Source organism: Idiomarina sp. A28L, from assembly GCF_000218785.1.
GTDB lineage: Bacteria > Pseudomonadota > Gammaproteobacteria > Enterobacterales > Alteromonadaceae > Aliidiomarina.
The window spans coordinates 271,308-289,704 of the sequence record NZ_AFPO01000012.1; the positions used below are offsets into that span (position 1 = coordinate 271,308).

The window sequence follows — 18,397 nt, forward strand, 5'->3', positions numbered from 1 at the left end:
TTCTACTCCTTCGCGGGCTCGGCATCGAGCACTTCTATTGTTTGATGGCTATTGGTATACACGCAGATATCACCGGCAATGGTAAGCGCCTTTTCAACAATATCAGGGGCGCTTAATTCAGTATTCTCTAGCAAGGCACGTGCCGCAGATTGCGCAAAGGGCCCACCCGAACCGATAGCAATCAGATCATTTTCAGGCTGCACCACATCACCGTTACCGGTAATGATGAGTGATGTTGTTTTATCCGCAACGGCCAGTAAAGCTTCTAGTTTGCGCAGCATACGATCGGTGCGCCAATCTTTGGCCAACTCAACCGCAGCTTTGGTTAAGTTACCTTGATGCTGCTCAAGCTTTGCTTCGAAGCGCTCAAACAGAGTAAAGGCATCGGCGGTACCACCGGCAAAACCAGCAATCACTTTGCCATTGTATAAACGCCGAACTTTTTTAGCATTACCTTTCATTACAGTGTTGCCTAATGAAACTTGCCCATCGCCACCTATAGCTACTTTATCACCACGGCGAACGGAAACGATTGTAGTCATCTGTGTTCCTCTTTATCGGTTATACACAGTAGATAGGGGCGGCGCGCGGTGAATTCAAGAGTGAAGGAACTAGCAAGAGCGAAGGTTATGCAAACCCTCGCTCTTTTTGCTAGCCGAATTACTCGGTTGCAGGCTGCCTTGGGAAAACGATTGGGCGTTGTAAAAGGGAAGAGATAAAGCCATTTATGGTTGTTTGGCCACCGCCTAAATTGTTGTAAACACCAACAACTCTTGGGGTAATCTGAGTATTCTCATCGTACATTTTCACCTTGATCGATGCCAACGCGAGCATCGCATTCTGAATACTCGATTCACTAATTTCACTCGGCATCGGAATTAAACTCGAAATTTCTTGGCCACTTACGCCTAACGTTTGGATAATCAGTGTGCCGGAAACTTGTTCTGCCCTAGCGGCAACACCAAGGGCAAACAGGCTTGAAAGATCAAGCTCTCCCTTTTTAACATAGATATTAGCGGTTAAACGTAGCCCTACACCGATATATACCGGCACTACATTGGTGGCAAGTTCCTCGTTTCCCTCAGATACCAAAGTGGCTACACGCTTACCATCAACAGGGCTACTCGATACTAAAACGGGCAATGAATCGGTGCTGAATTTTATGTAATCGAGGATTACTACATAATTGTTGCCTTGCACTCCTAGCTTCGCAGGCCCGAAAGATAAGCCGCCTTCTTGAGTAAAAGTACCGATAGCGAGCCGCATCGTTTCATCAGACAGCGCGTTTAACACCTCCCCTTGTGGAATACCCACATGCACAGGGAGCGGATCTAGCGGATGGTAACCAAAGTTATTTTGCCCCGTTGCATCATCGATAGGAAAGCTCACTGAAGAACAGCCTGTGAGTACCCCAACAACGAAAACGAGCACGAGAGATAAGCGACGCATACTGCACCCCTTGATAAGAATAGTTTACTGCAACCCGCAAATGTCCATACGAACATGTGCGATATCCATGCTTATTTAAAAGCAAATCGATCCACAGAAAACCTCTACCACGAGGAGCAACGAAGCGTTAATACTGGAGCGTGCACCGTCAAAAAAGCGGCTCAGTGAAATTTAAACATAGCACTAGTTAAAAAATTAGCACTATTTTAAGTGTTATCTGGCGGGGGAATTTTTACCGCAACCACGTTTGTTTATACCCATCAACTTGGATGGATATAAACACTAATCAAGGTTCCAAAGCCAAATTTGGCAACCGTAGATACCGGTGCGTTGGAGTTGGTTGTTGGTGCGTTGGGCATCGCGTAGGTTATCGAAAGGCCCTAGGATAACGCGGAACCAACGGCCATTGCTGCCAGTGGTTTCGCGTATTTGTGATTCGTAACCAGCCATTGCGATTCTGGCGCGCAGCGTATCGGCTTCGGCATGGCTTCGGAACGAAGCGCATTGCATTAGGCGCCGGCGTGATTCCGCAAGCTCAGGCACTTCTACTTCCAGCTGCTGGCTTTCAAGCTCTTCAATGTATTGCCAACGTTCGGCAGGAACTTCAGGTAGTGGCTCTAATACCGGTGCTGAAACCGTGGCGCTTTCATCATCGATTGCAGGCTCTGGCGCATCGCCATTTTTTAAGAACCAAAGAAATGCCACAAACAGTGCAATTACGGCCAGGGTAACCAACAAGGCGCGAACAGGCACGGCTGGTTTCGCGCCTTTTCGATTTGCTGGTTTACGGGTAGCACCACGCGCAGCCGGCTTTGCTTTCGCCGCTGGCTTTTTCTTTTTCGGTGCACCGCGTTTGGCGTAATCAACCGCCATAAATTAGCTCCGCTCCATTACATTCGTTCAAGGGTATCAATACCGAGCAACTCTAAGCCTTGCGCAAGAATGCGCGCAGTAAGCCCGGCTAACTTCAATCGGCTTTGCTTTATGGTTTCATCGTCGGCATTCAAGATTGGGCAGGCCTCGTAAAACGAAGAAAATGCACCCGCCAATTCAAACATATAACCACACAAGAAATGCGGCATGCCTTTATTACCTACCGAAGCAATAATTTCTGGGAATTGCGCCAACTTATTAGCAAGGGTTTCATCTTGTTCAGTTGGTAGTTGAATTGCGCCGCTTACTTCGTGCAATGCTAAACCAGCCTTTTGGAAAATACTATTTACCCGAGTGTAGGCATACAACAAGTAGGGTGCTGTATTGCCTTCGAATGAAAGCATGGTATCCCAATCAAACACATAATCGCTGGTGCGGTTTTTCGATAAATCAGCATATTTCACAGAAGAAATACCTACAACTCGAGCTACATTCGCTTGCTCTTCCGCACTAAAATCAGTGCCTTTCGCTGCAATTAGTTCAGCTGCGCGGCGCTCTGATTCATCCAGTAAATCGGCAAGCTTAGTAACACCACCATCGCGGCTCTTATATGGCCGGCCATCTTTGCCTAAAACCATACCAAAACCTAAGTGCTCTAAACTGGTGCTCTCACTGGCATAACCGGCTTTACGGCAAAGGGTGAATATTTGCTGGAAATGCAGCGATTGGCGCGCATCTACCACATAAATAACGCGATCTGCACCCAAAGTTCCGGCGCGATAGCGAACCGCAGCTAAATCGGTTGTAGCATACAGATAACCGCCATCTTTCTTCTGCACAATAATCGGCAAAGGCTCATCTTCTTTGCCTTTGAATTCATCCAAGAACACACACTGAGCACCTTGGTTTTCAACCAATAAACCTTGCTCACGCAGATCTACTACCACCTTAGCTAAATCATCGTTGTAGGCTGATTCTGCCATTACATCAGCGCGGGTAAGTTGCACACCCAAACGATCGTACACCTCTTGGCAATGCGCCAACGATGTATCAATAAATTTCTGCCAAAGTGATTTGCAGTAGGCATCGCCAGATTGCAGCTTTACTACCAACGCGCGCGCTCTATCGGCAAAGCCTTCTTCATCATCAAAGCGTTTTTTTGCGGCTTTATAGAAAGTTTCTAAATCACTCAACGCCAGTTCATCAGAGCTCGCTTCTTGCAGGCTATCTTCCATGTGCGCCAGCAACATACCAAACTGGGTGCCCCAATCGCCTACGTGATTCTGTGGAATAACCTTGTGGCCTTGTAGGCTTAATGTACGCGCTACCGCATCGCCAATAATGGTAGAGCGCAAATGGCCTACGTGCATCTCTTTGGCAAGGTTAGGTGATGAATAATCAATTACAACAGTTTGTGGTTTTTCTGCTAATGGCACACCACAACGCTTATCGGCAAACGCTGTTTCAAGTTGGGCAATTAGCTGCGAACGATCAACGGTAAAGTTGATGAAACCCGGGCCGGCAATTTCGGTTTTGCCAATCACTGCATTTTCAGGAATGGCTGCAATGATAGCTTCGGCTAACGCCCGTGGGTTCTGCTTTGCTGGTTTTGCCAACATTAACGCTAAGTTCGTTGCGAAATCACCATGAGATTTATCACGCGGGCGATCAAGCTGAATGCGCGGTTGTACATCGGCCGGAATACTTTTAGCGGCTATCAATGCAGCTACTGCAGCGTGCAATAATTCTTCTATCTGCTGTTTCATGGTTCTCACAACCTTAAATAACGCGTATTCAATAACAATAGGGGATAAACATAAGCCCGATAGTTTAATCGCTTGGGCTTGGAAAAAAAACCAGCATCTGGGCTAATCGGCTGCTTTCTCACTAAAATAGTTACTGAGATAGTTACAGAAATAGTGAAATTAAATAAATTCTTGTGGATCTATATCCAATGTCCAGCGTGCCTTTCTTGCCTCAGCTAAGTTTTCAAGCTCAGGTAAACACTGCTGTAGCAGCCCATGCAACGGCGCTCGTGCGGCGGCATGTAACAATAGCTGATAGCGAAAACGGCCGGCTCGGCGAGCAAGTGGCGCAGGCATCGGCCCTATCACCGTTACTTCCGGTATTTCACTACTCATGCTTGCGTGTAGCTTATCACTAATCACTTGCAAAAGTGCTTCTGCCGCCGGCTTATCAATCGCCTCAGCTCGGAATAACGCCATTGCGGCATACGGCGGCAGCATTGCTTGCTCTCGTTCTAACAAAGCACTTTGTGCAAAATCTTTATAGCCGTTTTGAATAAGCTCTTGAATTAACGGGTGTTCTGGATGATGCGTTTGTAATAACACACTACCCTTTTTGCTAGCTCTACCTGCCCGGCCCGATACCTGCACATACAATTGAGCTATGCGCTCGGCCGCGCGAAAATCGGCGCTAAACAGTGCACCATCAACATCAAGTAACGATACTAAAGTTACATCGGGAAAGTGATGCCCTTTTGCCAGCATCTGCGTGCCAATAAGAATGCGATAATCGCCCCGAGCAACCGCCTCTAGGTAATCTTCGAGCTGGCCTTTTTTGCGCGTGCTATCCCGATCAATGCGGATAGCCGGGTAGTTCGGAAACCGCTCTTGAATTGCTTGTTCGAGCTGTTCTGTACCAATACCTCGAGTTATCAATTGCGTGCTTCCACAGCTTTGGCACTGCCGCGGAATGCGCCGCTGAGCACCACAATGGTGGCACTGCAAAGTATGGCTTTGTTGATGCACTGTCATGTTCGCTTGGCAGCGATGGCAATCGCTTATCCAACCGCACTCATGGCAAAGCAACGCGCTGGCAAAACCGCGCCGATTTAAAAACAACAGCACTTGGTTGCCCGCATCGAGGTGCTTTTGCATTACCGTTAACAGCTGATCGGAAAGCCCATTGTGTAAGCGCTGCGATTTTAAATCGATTACACCGCTTTTCACAGGCAATGCAGAGCCAGCGCGCTTACCCAAGGTGAGGTGCGCGTAACGCTTACTACGCGCATTTGCCAAACTTTCTAACGAAGGGGTGGCCGAACCTAAAATAACGCCAAAGCCTTCCAAGTGGGCGCGTTTAATGGCTAAATCGCGGGCGTTGTAACGAAAGCCTTCTTGTTGCTTGAACGAACTATCGTGTTCTTCATCAAGAATAAGCAGGCCAAGGTTTTTCATCGGTGTAAATATTGCCGAACGCGTACCTAGCACAATACCTGCATGGCCATCGCGGGCTTGCAGCCAGCCTTGTAAACGTTCTTGATCACTCAACCCCGAGTGCAACACCACCACTGGTGCTTGGAACCGATTGCGAAAACGGGCCACCGTTTGCGGAGTAAGGCCAATTTCTGGAACTAGCACCAACACTTGCTTACCCGCCGCAAGCACTTCAGCCATTACCTGCAAATACACTTCGGTTTTACCGCTACCGGTAACACCCTCGAGTAACCAAACATTGGCTTTGGCATCATTCACCGAGCCTAAAATAGCGCCTACTGCTACCGCTTGTTCTTTATTCAGCGCATGGGGTTGTTCACACAGTTCCCCACCCCAAGGTTTAAAACTGGGTTTGCAATCCTGCGCCTCTACTAAACCTTTATCTTGCAATGCTTTTAATGCTGCCGAGCTAAACTCCTGTTGCCGAATGGCTGCAGCGCTCATTGGCCCGCGTTTTAATGCGGCAAACAACTGTTGTTGTTTCTTTGCGCGTTGCAAACTAGCTACTTCGGCGGCCTCACCCTCGCTACTCAAATGATACCGGCGCACCAACGTATAGTTCGGTGGCTCGCCTTGTTTTATTGCGATAGGCGCAGCATGAACTAACACTTCGCCGAGCGGGTGATGATAATAACTTGCCGCCCACAGCAATAATTTCCACAACGGTTCTGGCCATAGCGGTTCCGAATCGCTAACCGTGATCACTTCGCGAAGCTGGCTAGCCTCAATTTCTGGGGTAATATCGTTTGCCGTTACAAACCCTACCATTTCCCGCGAACCAAAAGGCACGCGCACCCGGCTACCCACCGGCGGTAGCGGTTGTTCGGGCGCAAGCACATAATCATACTTTCGCCGTAATGGAACGGGTAAGGCAATACGAATAAAGGTAGGCACAAGTTTCCACGCGCATTGAATGAAGCTCTATGCTAACAAAACTTTGCCGAAGCGCCAGCACGCTTTTTGCGTAAAGGGTAACGCATTACAGGTTTGCAAGTGATGAACCTGCGATGTTGCTTGATCCTTAGCCAGCTCTGCGCTAGAATCCGCGTCCTTAAATTAGATTTAAGTACGAATTTTATTAACAAGCGCGTGGTGTTCGTGGAAAGCACGGATGGCGATGCGGCCTTCAACTGAGGTAACCCCCATGAAACAAGGTATTCACCCTGATTATAAAGCCGTAACCGTAAACTGTTCGTGCGGTAACGTTTTTGAAACTCGTTCAACGCGTTGTGAAAACTTCCACATCGACGTATGTTCTGAGTGTCACCCGTTCTACACTGGTAAACAGAAAACTCTGGATGCTGGCGGACGTGTTGATAAGTTCAAACAACGTTTCGGTTCACTTAAATCTAAGTAATTTACCTAGATTTATAGTGCCAAAGCTGAAAGAAAAGCGCCACTCGTTAGAATGGCGCTTTTTTTATTCATTAACTCCAGTTCTATCTTATTCTAACAACCCTTTTCTAGCCGCTAGGCGAATTAACTCAGCAGTGTTCGATACCTGCATTTTGTTTAGAATCTTGCCCCGGTGGTTTTCTGCAGTTTTGTGTGACATATCCAACAGCACCGCAATTTCTTTGGTGGTGCGCCCAGCCACCACAAGGTAAAAAACTTCCCGCTCACGGCGCGTAATATTATTCAAAATAGAATGCTCATCGGCGCTACTGCCTTTGCCCGTAGCTAGCGATTTCGTAAGAGCTTCGGGGAAAAAAGTACCGCCCTTATGAATAATACGAATCGCTTCTGCCAATTGCGCAGTTGACGATTCTTTCAATACATAGCCACGCGCCCCAGAAAGATGCAGCGCATGCATATATTCAAGCTCATCATGCATGGTAAGCACAAGCACTCGCGCTTCGGGGCGGGTATGGAGCAGTTTATCAATTGCCACCAAACCATTCATTTTGGGCATTGATATATCCATTAAAATAACATCGGGTGCCTGTTGAATAGCGGCCTGAACAAGGCTCTGGCCATCCTCACATTCTTGCACAACTTCAAAATCACCTTGCTGAAGTAACATTTGCACAATGCTTTGGCGCACCAAAGTATGATCATCGGCGATAACAATGCGTATCTTGTTTTCTTGTAAACTCATAACAGTACCAATAAACTCAAATGACACCCCCCGCCGGGGCGGGATTCAATCTCCAATTCGGCCGCAAAAGCGGCCGCTCGATCTCGCATACTCGCGAGGCCCACTCCGGGGGTTATTGCTTTGAGCTCGAATCCGTGACCATTATCAATAACATCTAGCCTTAGGGTATCGCCAACTCGGCTAGCATATACACTAATATGCGATGCTTGTGCATGGCGTACCGCATTGGTTAACGCCTCTTGGGCGATACGAAAAACCAATATAGCTAGATGATTTGTGGGTTCTTCTTCAATATCAATTTGCAGATCTACCTGCAAAGGTTCGCTTTCACAAAGGCTGCGCACTAGCCATTGCAGCGCAGCAGCTAGGCCTAAATCATCGAGAATACGCGGGCGCATTAGCCGTGAAAGTTGCCGAACATCGGCAAGTGCCTGCGCCGCCAATTCCGATAGCGCTTCGGCCCCTTCAAATTCACCAGAAGATTGCTCTAACCTGCGAGTAAGTGCCGTAAGTAACTGGCCTACGCCATCATGTAGCTCTTGCGAAAATCGGGCTCGCTCGGCTTCCTGCTGGCTCCACAACCGTTGTGCAAGATCACGCAGGGTATCTTGCTCTTCTAACAGCAACTGCCGCAACTCTTGTTGGTTGCGTTTAAGGGTTTGTACTTCTTCTGCGAACGGAGCTTTCGGTTCGTTCATATGTAGCTTGGTAGACCTCAATTTGTGGTTGAGTCAAATGCTGGTAAAGCGCTTCTTGTAATTGTTCTGCTCTGCGCTTGGAACCAAGATCATCAAAAATCTCATAATACAGATGATTACGCCAGTGTTCCGGGTAACTTTGCAATGTTCTACGCAGTTGTTCACGCGCATTTTCATCATTAAATTGTAGCGCTTGTAAATAATGAGCACGTAAATACTCTTTATACATACTTGCTGTACTCAATTCACGTACACGTTGCCACTGCCAGCTATCGCGGGCCGTAGGGCTTAATTCAAGAACCGATAACAACACCCGTAATTCGGTTTTCACCGGCAAAAGCTGTTTGCGGAAACGCGCCCAAAATGCTGTGATTCCCGAGGTAGAAACTTCGCCCTCAAGTATAGCTTTTGCAGTAATTATCCAATCGCGCAAGGCTAACTGTTCTTGATTTAACTGCTCAATATAAGGTGTTAAGCCTTCAAGATGCTCATCCATACATTGGCTATCCGCAAAATATAAGCACATTTCTGCACCCCAAATGCGAACTTCCACGATACCACGAACATTATTCGTTAATTCACTAATACGCAGCGCTTCTTGATTGTTGTAAGTGGCTGTTTCCCAAGCCCCTAAAGAGAAGTTTCGATGGCTCAAATAAAATTGTGTAACCAACTCTTCTTCTGGCCGGCGGCCTTGGGATTTTTCCAACACATCAGAAAGAATTTGAGTAGCCTTATTATATTCACCGCGAGTAAGCGCCAGATTCGCTAAATTCAACTCTGTGCGCGCCAACCCTGATTCATCGCCAATTCGGGAAAACAACGTAGCAGCCTGATTCCAAAATATTTCAGCTTGGCTATATTCCGCCATTACGTAATAGATATAAGCAACGTTGTTGATACTTTCGGCTTGCTGGCGCGAATAACCGGTAGCAATACGTAAATCGAGAGCATTGCTGTAATGGGTGAGAGCCTCACGATAGCGCCCCTGTTCTTCCAGCAATATGCCCCATTCGTTTTCAACTTGGGCCAAACCTAACCGATCGTTGTTTGCTTCAAAGAGTAAGGAGGCCTCTGCCAGTGCAGCCTCTGCTTCGTTGTATCGGAGTTGCAGCGCATAAGCGTTCGCGAGATTTGCTAGAGTTACGGCCCGACCATTCGGGTCGAACTCAGCCGTACGTATTTGTAACGCTTGGGTAAAATACTGGGCCGCTTGCCCAGCCTCGGATAAGCGTAAGTAAGCAACTCCGAAAGCATTTAATACCGTGCCTTGGCCGCGAACATCTTCCTGTTGTCGATACTTGATCAGTGCTTGCAGGAGCTCATTATCTAGCGCCTGCTGAATTTGCCCTTGAATAATCCGAATGCGTGCCAACTCGAACCAGCGTTCACCCGAACTTGGGTCGATTATTAATGCTTGCTGATACAGGTTGATAGCCGTTTCTGCATCATCATCCCAAGTAGCTAACTCGGCGCGCCTATCTAATAATGTGGCGCGCCCTGGGAATAACTCTACGAGGCGATCCACTACCGCAATCGCGCCATTAATATCATCACTCATTTCCGCTTGCAGAGCTCGGCCTTCTAGGTGCCAATATTCATCATTTTCAGAAAGCTCAAATAGCCGCTGAAGTTGCTCACGTGCCTGTTGCAGCTCGCCACGGTTCACCGCCAAGCGTGCGCCAGCTAACCAACCGCCGGCAAAATCTGGCCATTCTGCCTGTAGCGAATTTATAAATTGCTCGGCTTCAGCGTTCCGCCCTTGCCGCAACGCACGCAACACCGGCTCTACCCGCTGTAGCTCCTCTACTGGAACAATGAGTTCACGCGGCGGTAGCGCCAGCTGAGTATCAATATGGGTAAATAATTGTTCGAGTGTTTGCGGCAGCAGCTCGTTTGAAAGAGTGCCCTGAAACGCGCCAAACATTCGGTTGCCCGGCATACTTGCCAGCACTACCTGCAAGCGCACTTCTTCACCCACCGGTAGCTGCATGGTTTGTAACAATACCAGCACATCGGCGTTCACCAACTGCGCAATACGATTGCGGTGCTCTTGCTGGCCAAAAGGCCTTAAACCGAGGTTACTCATTAATATATCAACCCGATTTTGCTCAATCACATCAATATCGCTTTGGCTAATAAGGTGAAGGCGCATAAGCTCTGCAAAGCCTGCCAAGGTATCGTTATCTGGGCTGTAAATAATAGCCACACGGCTTGTTCTTTCGGGCTCTGCGGTAATAACCGGCGGCTCAACATTAGCTTGTTGCCAAACCGCATAAACTACTAGCGAAAGTACACAAACGAGTACGGCAAGGCTGAAAGCTAATTTTGGTTTCGAAGGGTTAAGAAGGCGTTTTTGCGCACCAGCAATCGAAAGCCTCTGGTGAATTAATGGTTTACTGAGTTTCCCGGCAATTTGTTTGCACTCTAAATACCAAAGCAAATCACCGAGATGCCATTTCCGAATAGAAGTAGCTCCAAGTAACTCTTTCAGCAAAAGGCCACAGCTATAACAATCACTATGGCTTCCCCGTTTTCCTAACTGAGTAACTTCTGGGGCAGCGTAGCCAGTGCTGGCGGAAAAATCTTTCGCTCCCGAAGCAAATAAGGTGCTATTGGTTTTTTCAGCGGCTTCATTGCGCTCATTCTTGCGGGCTTCAGGGCTACCAATATTGGTTTGGCCGATGCCAAAATCAAGCAGAATTATATTGCCACGTTCATCCACCACAATGTTTTCAGGCTTGATATCTGCGTGAGTAATACCCGCATCGTGGCAAGCTGCCAACGCCAGTAACAACTGGTTCAACCATAGTTCTACTTGTTGGCGCTTGACGCCTTCATGAATAAGCTCCGCGAGGCAGCGGCCACTCACTAAGCCCATGGTGAAGAAAACCCACTCACCATCTTGGTAAAACTCAAAAACACGTACGATATTTGGGTGATTAAGCTCACGCGCCATTAAAACCTCTTGGCGTAAGCGTTGCACTTGGTTGATATCTAGGGCATTCCGAGGGGCTATTAACTTAATAGCAATATCGGTACCAAGAATCTCATCTCTGGCTTGATAAACTTGTGCTTGCCCACCAGCACCTAACGTACTTACCACCCGAAAACGCCCAGCCAACACTGTTCCCGTAGGCAGTGCATCTGCAGGTGTTAACAATGATGTATCGCGATTAGGGTGTGCGCTGGCCGAATCTGAGCCTGAGATCACAAATGTTCTCCGGAAGTATCCTAATTCAATAACTTAAGGATACCGCTCCCAGTGTTATTTATGCAAAGCTCTAGGAGGATAATTTGTAAATAAATCACATCGCCTGTACACGATGTAAACGCCGTTCGATATCTTGAATCTGTAACGCCATCGATAATTGCCGCGAAAATGAACGCACAATCACCAAATCTGTATCAAGAAATGCACGGTGTTCTTGCGCGCTATCAGCATATAGCACCGCTACCACTTGATCTTGGTAGCGCACAGGAAAACACAACAATGCTTGTATCGAGTTGTGAATTACACTCGTAGCTTTGGCAATGATAGGGTTATCGGCAACTGATGAGAGAATAACCGGTTCGCCTGCTGAAATAGCTTGCCGAATAGCCGTGCGGCTACCAGTGAAGCTCTCAGCCGCCATCCATTCAGGAAAACCAGTGCAGTTACAAATATCACCTTCATCATCGAGGAAGATAACCGCCGCTCTATCACTGGATAAAATGGTGCTTAAGGTTTCAGTAGCCGAATTTAACAGATTCGAAAGGGCACTTTCTTGCAGCATTTTTTCTGCCGCCGCCGATAAGTATTTATTTCGCCATTGGCTGAAACTACTTTCTGCGGTGATTTGCCGATGCTCAACCTGTTCTAGGCGGCATTTAATGCCGCCCAGAATAAGTTCAGCTTTTTGTGCAAGTGCAATAGAACGCACCCGCTGCCCTTCAGAAAAACAACCGTTTTGGCTATTGTGATCATGCAATTCCCACACCCCATTTTTCGAAGTGATGCGTGCATGAAAACGAGATACTTGCTGCTCATTAATCACAATATCGCATTCTTCAGAACGGCCCAGTAAATATTCTTTACCTTCGAAAAGCACGTGGCTTTGCGCTGGCTGTTCTGGATAAAACAGTTGTAACCTTAGGGGCATAAGTAACTACCTTAGCAATGTACCTAGAGTGAAGCGAAGTGAGCGCGCTTTGGTGATTAATTCACCCTGCACATTCTCGATATCGCCGCTTGAGCGCCATACACCCGGAACTGAATTGCCATGCGCCGATTCAAGTTTACGCAGCACATTGTTCAAATTTGATGCGGCGGCTTGATAACGGCCTTGTTGCACGTGCTCATTAATATTCCGAGTAAGCGCTTGTACTTCATTACCAAATTGGTCTTCCATACTAAAAACATGATTATACAGATAATTGGCTAAATCGCGCGCTTTTGCTGCTGCAACTAAATTCCCATCACGATTATCAACTAATAAGATGAAATCTGAAAAGTGCCCCGTAGAGCCGCGTGCACGCAAACTACCTGCCGCGGTTAACGTAGTAATATCTTCAAATTCACCGCCTGCGTGTGAACGGAATAAGCGAATGTTATCTGCATACTCGATGCTCTGAGTATAGAGCTCAATTTCAGCTTCACCAGAAAAACTAAAGCCTTTATCTTTACGCGGCTGCACAGAAATCAGCACCGGAAAACTATCTACTGCCCACATATTAAAGTTATCAGGTAGCCGATTTACAATACGGTGATCGTTTGGATCGAGCGCTTGCACTGTGAGGTTAACGTTATCTTCGTTCAAGCCAATGGCCTGTGCGAAGGAAATGGATAATTGCAGATCCATTCCATTATCGAGCACTAGATCTGCTGAAATTCGGTTAGCACTATATTCGATTTCGTTTGCACTAGCATTATTTGTAAGCACCGGCTGCACCATTAAAGTAGCAGCAACGGCAAAACCTATTAGATGTTTAAACATGTTTACCTTCCTCATCATCAAGCCAGGAATATCAACTCAAACATCACTTTTCGAATTGCGTTGATTATTTCTTGGCGAGCAGAATTTTTATGCGAAGCACCCTGCGCTTCGTGTAAAGATGATGGCAATGGAAGGTAAATCTAGATATAGGGGTTTCCCCTCTAAATTACACAAAAACCCCGATTTCTAAGGTGAAATCGAGGTTTTTAGCAACATTTTAACGCTTTTAGGTATTTACCCTTATTTTGCTACGTTAGGCTTTGTGGCAATAAATTGCCAAGCAAATAGCTGATCGCCGGCATTAAATTCGGCAACTTCTGCACTCGCTTTTGCTTTCTCTGCCGCTTTTACCCACTTTTTAGCATTTGCAGCCGTTAACGCAGCTTCACTGTGGTCGATTAAGCGTAGGCGATGATCTTGCAGCATGTTAAACGAAATCATTAAGTACTCAGCCGCTTGCGTGGCCTTTTCGGTAGTAGTGGCGTAGTTAATCAACTCAAGCACACGGCCAAATATTTCATTTAACCACACGTGCTCTTCGGGTTTATTAAACTTCTCTTTTAAAGTTTGCATAATCCATTCAGTAGTACGCCGTGAAGCTAAGCAAGCTTGATTCTTTTGCCATTCTTCAAATGTCATCTTTTCCATTTGCATCGCAGCTAAACGCAACATTAAATCAGCCTGCAGGAACAAAGGAGTAGTGTTTAAAATATGCTGGAAAATTTCCGCACCTTGCCCCGCTTCTTTAATCAACTGCGATTTTTTATGCTGCGCAATGGCTACTATTTTGCCACCTGGCTTTAACACCCGTAACGCTTCAGCTAATGCTGCCTCGCTATCGGCATATTCAAAGCCAAACTGGCTAACAATACAATCAACTGAATTATCTGCAAACGGCAGTTTCAGCATATCGGTTTCAGTATGGAAAGTGATAGCTTCTAGCTGTTTACTAATTTCAGGCTTATCTGCCAATGCTTTTACTGGCGTGATTTTAGCAAGATCAACACCATGCACTTGCCACTTTTTGCCATTTTTTTTAGCCCACTCGCTAATCGTTAATGCCGCCGCACCGTTGCCTGAACCCACATCAACAACAATCGCGTTTTTGCCCAGAAACGCCAAATTTTGAAACCAAAAATTATCTACATCGCGTGCGTAAGTTCGGCCGATTTCGCCCTCGGAAAAACTGCTCACTGTGCGCGAGAGAAGCCAATGGTTACTCCAATGATTCATAATATTATCTCTTTACCGCTGGTTGTTTTGTGAAGTTCTAAAATAACGACACTTCAGTATGATTAATGGCAAATACGATACTCGAAATGGGTAAAACACTGAAGCCGTTTCGTGTTCAAACGGCTATAAATCAAGGCAAAGCGCGCACAAACTGCAAAGGTAAGATTTGTTTAACGTAGGAAACCCATTACACTTCCAAATAGCAATGTTAGGCTGTAGTAATAATTTAATGAAATAGCCCAACTTCAATAGCCTTAACTTCATTCTGATGCAGAAAATGGATTACATAACACATGAGCGATTTTCGTCAGCAAGCACTTGATTACCATGCGTTACCTACACCCGGAAAAATTAGTATTGAACTTACCAAGCCCGCTGAAACCGTGCGCGACCTCGCCTTGGCGTATAGCCCCGGTGTAGCAGAGCCGGTGCGTGCTATTGCGGAAAATCCAGATGATGTTTATCGCTACACGGCAAAAGGTAATTTGGTTGCGGTTATCAGCAATGGCACTGCTATTTTAGGGCTCGGGAATTTGGGCCCAGCTGCCTCAAAACCGGTAATGGAAGGCAAGGCTCTATTATTTAAGCGTTTCGCTGGCCTTGATTCGATTGATATTGAAGTTACTCATCGTACTACTCAAGATTTCATCAACACCGTAGCCAGTATTGCCGGCACTTTTGGTGGTATCAACCTTGAAGATATCAAAGCCCCAGAGTGCTTTGAGATTGAACAAGCGTTAATTGAACGCTGTGATATTCCAGTATTTCATGATGATCAACATGGTACCGCTATTGTTACCTCTGCTGGTTTGCTGAACGCTTTAGAGATTCAAGGCAAAGATATTGCTACCGTACAAATTGTTTGCATGGGCGCCGGTGCTGCTGCTATTGCTTGCATGGAGTTACTCATTAAGTGTGGCGCACAACGCGAGCACATTTACATGCTTGATTCGAAAGGGGTTATTCATACTCGCCGTTCTGATTTAAATGAATATAAGCAGCTATTTGCCAACAACACCGACAAACGCACCTTACAAGATGTGATTACCGGAGCTGATGTATTTGTGGGGGTATCAGGGCCAGATTTATTCAGCGCTGAAGATCTTTCACTGATGGCGCCCAACCCTGTGGTGTTTGCCTGCTCTAACCCCGACCCGGAAATTCACCCTGACATCGCCAATGCCACGCGTGATGATTTAATTATGGCTACGGGCCGCTCGGATTACCCCAACCAAGTGAACAACGTGTTGTGCTTCCCGTTTATTTTCCGGGGTGCTTTAGATGTTCGCGCCAGCGCTATTAACGATGAAATGAAGCTTGCCGCCGTAACTGCCATTCGTGAATTGGCCCAAGAGCCGGTTCCTGAATCAGTGCTGAAAGCTTCGGGTGTTGATAGCCTTTCATTCGGCCGCCAATATATTATTCCAAAACCAATGGACCCGCGCCTTTGCAAGCGAATTGCTCGTGCAGTTGCTGAGGCAGCCATTGCAAGCGGAGTAGCGCGCATTGATTTGCCGAAAAATTACATGGCGGAATAGCAAAAAATGCCAACGCTCTGCTATTTTTAAAGTAGTGTTGGGGCTCATCATCCCAGTTCAATGAATGCTCGCTTTTATCAATACTATTGAGGTGTGAACATGAAGATTTCAATACTACGAGTCCTGTTCTTAGGTAGTTCTTTATTTATGCTTGCTGCCTGCCAAAATGCCCCCGGCGATGGTGAGGAAAGTGCTCGCGTTCAGTTAAAGTATAATCCAAGCATGTTGCGGCCATTCCCCGATGATCAAGGCATGACAATTCGCCACTCTGGGCCCATCGATGTGGAATGGTATGATGAAGAATTAGAAAAGGCGCACCGAGCGTTTGTGGCTGGCGGCGAACGTTCAGCAGATAAGCCCGATATCTTATTAGAGGCCGAACGGCACCTGCGCCGAGCGCTCAGCCAGCCTATTCGCTTTGGCGTAAGCGGCAACCGCTTATGGATAGAGCCTCGCGGCGCTGAAGTAAACTACCGCGATGTAGTACAAGCTTTTGCCGCCACCGGCTTATTCCGAACAGTGCAAGTGAGCCATTTACGCTACCAGTAACCCTGGCCTTTGCAAAAACAATTCTATGAAATGAAAGCAGCTTCCTTGAAGCTGCTTTTTTATTTAGCCGCACTCTTACAATAAAATTTATCCGTTCAACATATGTGTGCAAGCGCACAGACCAACATCTCTCTAATTACTAACCTATATCTAATCAACAATACTAGCGTTTGAGAGAGCACTATATTATGGCTCCCCATTTGAGTGCTGATTTATAGCGCATGGCTCTCCGCCTTACCTGAATATAACTTCGCGACAGCAAGGAATATGTATGGCACACGAACCGCAGAATGATTGGAATCCACTTAACGAAGAGAGCCTGAGAGATCAACGACAGGCCTACGACGAAATGCGAGAGCGTTGTCCAGTAGCTCACAGCAAACTTATGGGTTGGTCGTTATTCCGCCATGAGGATATTGCTGCAGTACTTGCCGATCCGCAAACCTATAGTAATGTCTCGCAGTTCATGGCCATCCCAAATGGACTAGATCCTCCCGTTCACCAACAATACCGCGAAGCACTTGATAATAACTTCGAAAGTGAACAGATGAGTAAGTTAGAGCCACAAGCACGCAAGATTGCTGCAGATATCTTTGAATCAGTGCTGGTAGCCGATGAGGTAGAAATGGTTGCTGCTTTCGCCAACCCGTTTACCATGAAAACCTTGTGCGCCCTATTGGGTTGGCCCGAAAATCAATGGCAGTACTTTGACCGCTGGGTACAAGACAGCCTAAAAGCATCGTTTAATAGCGATTCGGCTGCTGGTAAAAAGCTTGCAAATGATTTTTCCGAACAGGTAAAAAACAATCTGAAGAAGCGGCGCACCTCGCCTAGCGAGCGCGGCGATGCCACAGATTCTCTGATGAACACTGTAGTAAACAAAGTGCAACTCGACGATGATCAAATTGTGAGTGTGCTTCGAAATTGGGTTGCTGGCCAAGGAACCGTTGCAGCCAGCTTGAGCATTCTGTTTATGCATATTGCTCAAAACAAAGCGCTACAAAACCAGTTACGCAGCAATCCAGCACTGATTCCTGCTGCAATAGAAGAAATTTTACGGGTTGACGGACCTCTTGTCTTTAATCCACGGACGACTACGAAAGACGTTAAGATCCAGGGCCGGTTGATACCCAAAGGCGAGCACATAGCGTTGATGTGGATTTCGGGTAATCGTGATCCGCGAGCATTTGACCAGGCAAATGTTTTGAACGTAGAACGAAATAATGTGGATACTTTAGTTTGGGGACAAGGTGCCCACGTTTGTCAGGGTGCTCCTCTGGCTAGGCTTGAGATGCGGGTGGCGATTGAGGAGATGCTGTTGAAAACGAAACTCGTTGAGTTGGGAAAAAAAGCCCCACGCCGTGCTGTCCATCCAAGCAATGGCCTTAGTGAGCTATATCTGCGATTTAGTTGAATATTCGACACCGTGACTAAAAGTTGACGGGGGGTTGTGTACATTAGTTTCTATGACCAAACTCGACATCTGGATAACCGCGCCGCCCTCGTTATCCCAATCCATTAGTGCCTGGCGCGAGTGTTGGAGTTCGTTCTCTAATATTGGTGAGTTTAAAGTTAACACTTTTAAAATACTCCCACTAAAACTTCTCAGCGAAAGAAATTTAATCTAGTTTCAAAATGATGATGGGGCTGTTCGTTAACGCACAGATTCCTACCTGCACCATCAGTAAAATAAATTCATATTAGCTGCGTTATTAAACTCATTACGGTTCTTTATAAATTATTG

Annotated in this window: 15 protein-coding genes; 4 read left to right on the plus strand and 11 right to left on the minus strand. The window is 46.7% G+C overall.

The genetic code is table 11. The annotated features are described in order from the left end of the window. Positions 1–2: 2 nt before the first annotated feature. From hslV to priA, 5 genes are all read right to left on the minus strand, one after another. Entirely contained in the window at positions 3–542 is a 540-nt protein-coding gene (hslV, locus tag A28LD_RS05855; protein ID WP_007420149.1) for an ATP-dependent protease subunit HslV, read from the minus strand. A gap of 118 nt (positions 543–660) precedes the next feature. After that, positions 661–1,449, minus strand: a complete 789-nt coding sequence (locus A28LD_RS05860) for a hypothetical protein (RefSeq protein ID WP_007420150.1) — start codon at positions 1,447–1,449, stop codon at positions 661–663. Positions 1,450–1,731: 282 nt separating this feature from the next. Continuing rightward, entirely contained in the window at positions 1,732–2,322 is a 591-nt protein-coding gene (locus A28LD_RS05865; RefSeq protein ID WP_007420151.1) for an SPOR domain-containing protein, read from the minus strand. Between the two features lie 17 nt (positions 2,323–2,339). Further along, positions 2,340–4,088 (minus strand): arginine--tRNA ligase, encoded by a 1,749-nt coding sequence (gene argS, locus A28LD_RS05870; protein ID WP_007420152.1) that lies wholly within the window; start codon positions 4,086–4,088, stop codon positions 2,340–2,342. Between the two features lie 159 nt (positions 4,089–4,247). After that, a complete protein-coding gene (priA, locus tag A28LD_RS05875; RefSeq protein ID WP_007420153.1) occupies positions 4,248–6,455 on the minus strand; it encodes a primosomal protein N' in 2,208 nt (735 codons plus the stop codon). 250 nt (positions 6,456–6,705) lie between these two features. Between priA and rpmE the strand changes: the two genes are divergently transcribed. After that, on the plus strand, positions 6,706–6,918 hold the full coding sequence (gene rpmE / locus A28LD_RS05880) for a 50S ribosomal protein L31 (RefSeq protein WP_007420154.1): 213 nt from the start codon (positions 6,706–6,708) through the stop codon (positions 6,916–6,918). An 87-nt stretch (positions 6,919–7,005) separates the two neighbouring features. On the opposite strand, the gene A28LD_RS05885 is transcribed toward rpmE, so the two are convergent. The 6 genes from A28LD_RS05885 to A28LD_RS05910 form a co-directional block, all read right to left on the minus strand. Next, positions 7,006–7,659 carry a response regulator transcription factor gene (locus A28LD_RS05885; RefSeq protein WP_007420155.1) on the minus strand — a complete coding sequence of 218 codons (654 nt, stop codon included), beginning with the start codon at positions 7,657–7,659 and terminating at the stop codon, positions 7,006–7,008. Continuing rightward, positions 7,656–8,357 carry a sensor histidine kinase gene (locus A28LD_RS05890; protein WP_007420156.1) on the minus strand — a complete coding sequence of 234 codons (702 nt, stop codon included), beginning with the start codon at positions 8,355–8,357 and terminating at the stop codon, positions 7,656–7,658. The genes A28LD_RS05885 and A28LD_RS05890 overlap by 4 nt, the downstream gene beginning before the upstream one ends. Beyond that, a complete protein-coding gene (locus tag A28LD_RS05895; protein WP_007420157.1) occupies positions 8,311–11,571 on the minus strand; it encodes a serine/threonine-protein kinase in 3,261 nt (1,086 codons plus the stop codon). Before A28LD_RS05895 ends, A28LD_RS05890 begins: the two co-directional genes overlap by 47 nt. Before the next feature lie 94 nt (positions 11,572–11,665). Further along, the gene (locus A28LD_RS05900; RefSeq protein ID WP_007420158.1) at positions 11,666–12,499 is read right to left on the minus strand and encodes an FHA domain-containing protein; all 834 of its coding nucleotides are present in this window, start codon (positions 12,497–12,499) and stop codon (positions 11,666–11,668) included. Positions 12,500–12,505: 6 nt separating this feature from the next. Continuing rightward, positions 12,506–13,333 carry a DUF6689 family protein gene (locus A28LD_RS05905; protein WP_007420159.1) on the minus strand — a complete coding sequence of 276 codons (828 nt, stop codon included), beginning with the start codon at positions 13,331–13,333 and terminating at the stop codon, positions 12,506–12,508. Positions 13,334–13,573: 240 nt separating this feature from the next. Then, positions 13,574–14,566: a class I SAM-dependent methyltransferase gene (locus A28LD_RS05910; RefSeq protein ID WP_007420160.1), complete on the minus strand. Its 993-nt coding sequence runs from the start codon at positions 14,564–14,566 to the stop codon at positions 13,574–13,576. A gap of 293 nt (positions 14,567–14,859) precedes the next feature. Between A28LD_RS05910 and A28LD_RS05915 the strand changes: the two genes are divergently transcribed. From A28LD_RS05915 to A28LD_RS05925, 3 genes are all read left to right on the plus strand, one after another. Beyond that, positions 14,860–16,104 carry a malic enzyme-like NAD(P)-binding protein gene (locus A28LD_RS05915; RefSeq protein WP_007420161.1) on the plus strand — a complete coding sequence of 415 codons (1,245 nt, stop codon included), beginning with the start codon at positions 14,860–14,862 and terminating at the stop codon, positions 16,102–16,104. A gap of 99 nt (positions 16,105–16,203) precedes the next feature. After that, positions 16,204–16,653: a hypothetical protein gene (locus tag A28LD_RS05920; RefSeq protein WP_007420162.1), complete on the plus strand. Its 450-nt coding sequence runs from the start codon at positions 16,204–16,206 to the stop codon at positions 16,651–16,653. 271 nt (positions 16,654–16,924) lie between these two features. Beyond that, a complete protein-coding gene (locus tag A28LD_RS05925; RefSeq protein ID WP_007420163.1) occupies positions 16,925–18,067 on the plus strand; it encodes a cytochrome P450 in 1,143 nt (380 codons plus the stop codon). The last annotated feature ends 330 nt before the right edge of the window (positions 18,068–18,397 follow it).

Bases quoted from the DNA above. Each gene is read 5' to 3' on its own strand.
- A28LD_RS05865 (WP_007420151.1), bottom strand. From the start codon at position 2,322: ATGGCGGTTGATTACGCCAAACGCGGTGCACCGAAAAAGAAAAAGCCA.
- A28LD_RS05905 (WP_007420159.1), bottom strand. From the start codon at position 13,333: ATGTTTAAACATCTAATAGGTTTTGCCGTTGCTGCTACTTTAATGGTG.
- A28LD_RS05900 (WP_007420158.1), bottom strand. From the start codon at position 12,499: ATGCCCCTAAGGTTACAACTGTTTTATCCAGAACAGCCAGCGCAAAGC.
- A28LD_RS05920 (WP_007420162.1), top strand. From the start codon at position 16,204: ATGAAGATTTCAATACTACGAGTCCTGTTCTTAGGTAGTTCTTTATTT.
- A28LD_RS05915 (WP_007420161.1), top strand. From the start codon at position 14,860: ATGAGCGATTTTCGTCAGCAAGCACTTGATTACCATGCGTTACCTACA.
- A28LD_RS05890 (WP_007420156.1), bottom strand. From the start codon at position 8,357: ATGAACGAACCGAAAGCTCCGTTCGCAGAAGAAGTACAAACCCTTAAA.
- A28LD_RS05910 (WP_007420160.1), bottom strand. From the start codon at position 14,566: ATGAATCATTGGAGTAACCATTGGCTTCTCTCGCGCACAGTGAGCAGT.
- rpmE (WP_007420154.1), top strand. From the start codon at position 6,706: ATGAAACAAGGTATTCACCCTGATTATAAAGCCGTAACCGTAAACTGT.
- A28LD_RS05860 (WP_007420150.1), bottom strand. From the start codon at position 1,449: ATGCGTCGCTTATCTCTCGTGCTCGTTTTCGTTGTTGGGGTACTCACA.
- argS (WP_007420152.1), bottom strand. From the start codon at position 4,088: ATGAAACAGCAGATAGAAGAATTATTGCACGCTGCAGTAGCTGCATTG.
- A28LD_RS05925 (WP_007420163.1), top strand. From the start codon at position 16,925: ATGGCACACGAACCGCAGAATGATTGGAATCCACTTAACGAAGAGAGC.
- A28LD_RS05885 (WP_007420155.1), bottom strand. From the start codon at position 7,659: ATGAGTTTACAAGAAAACAAGATACGCATTGTTATCGCCGATGATCAT.
- hslV (WP_007420149.1), bottom strand. From the start codon at position 542: ATGACTACAATCGTTTCCGTTCGCCGTGGTGATAAAGTAGCTATAGGT.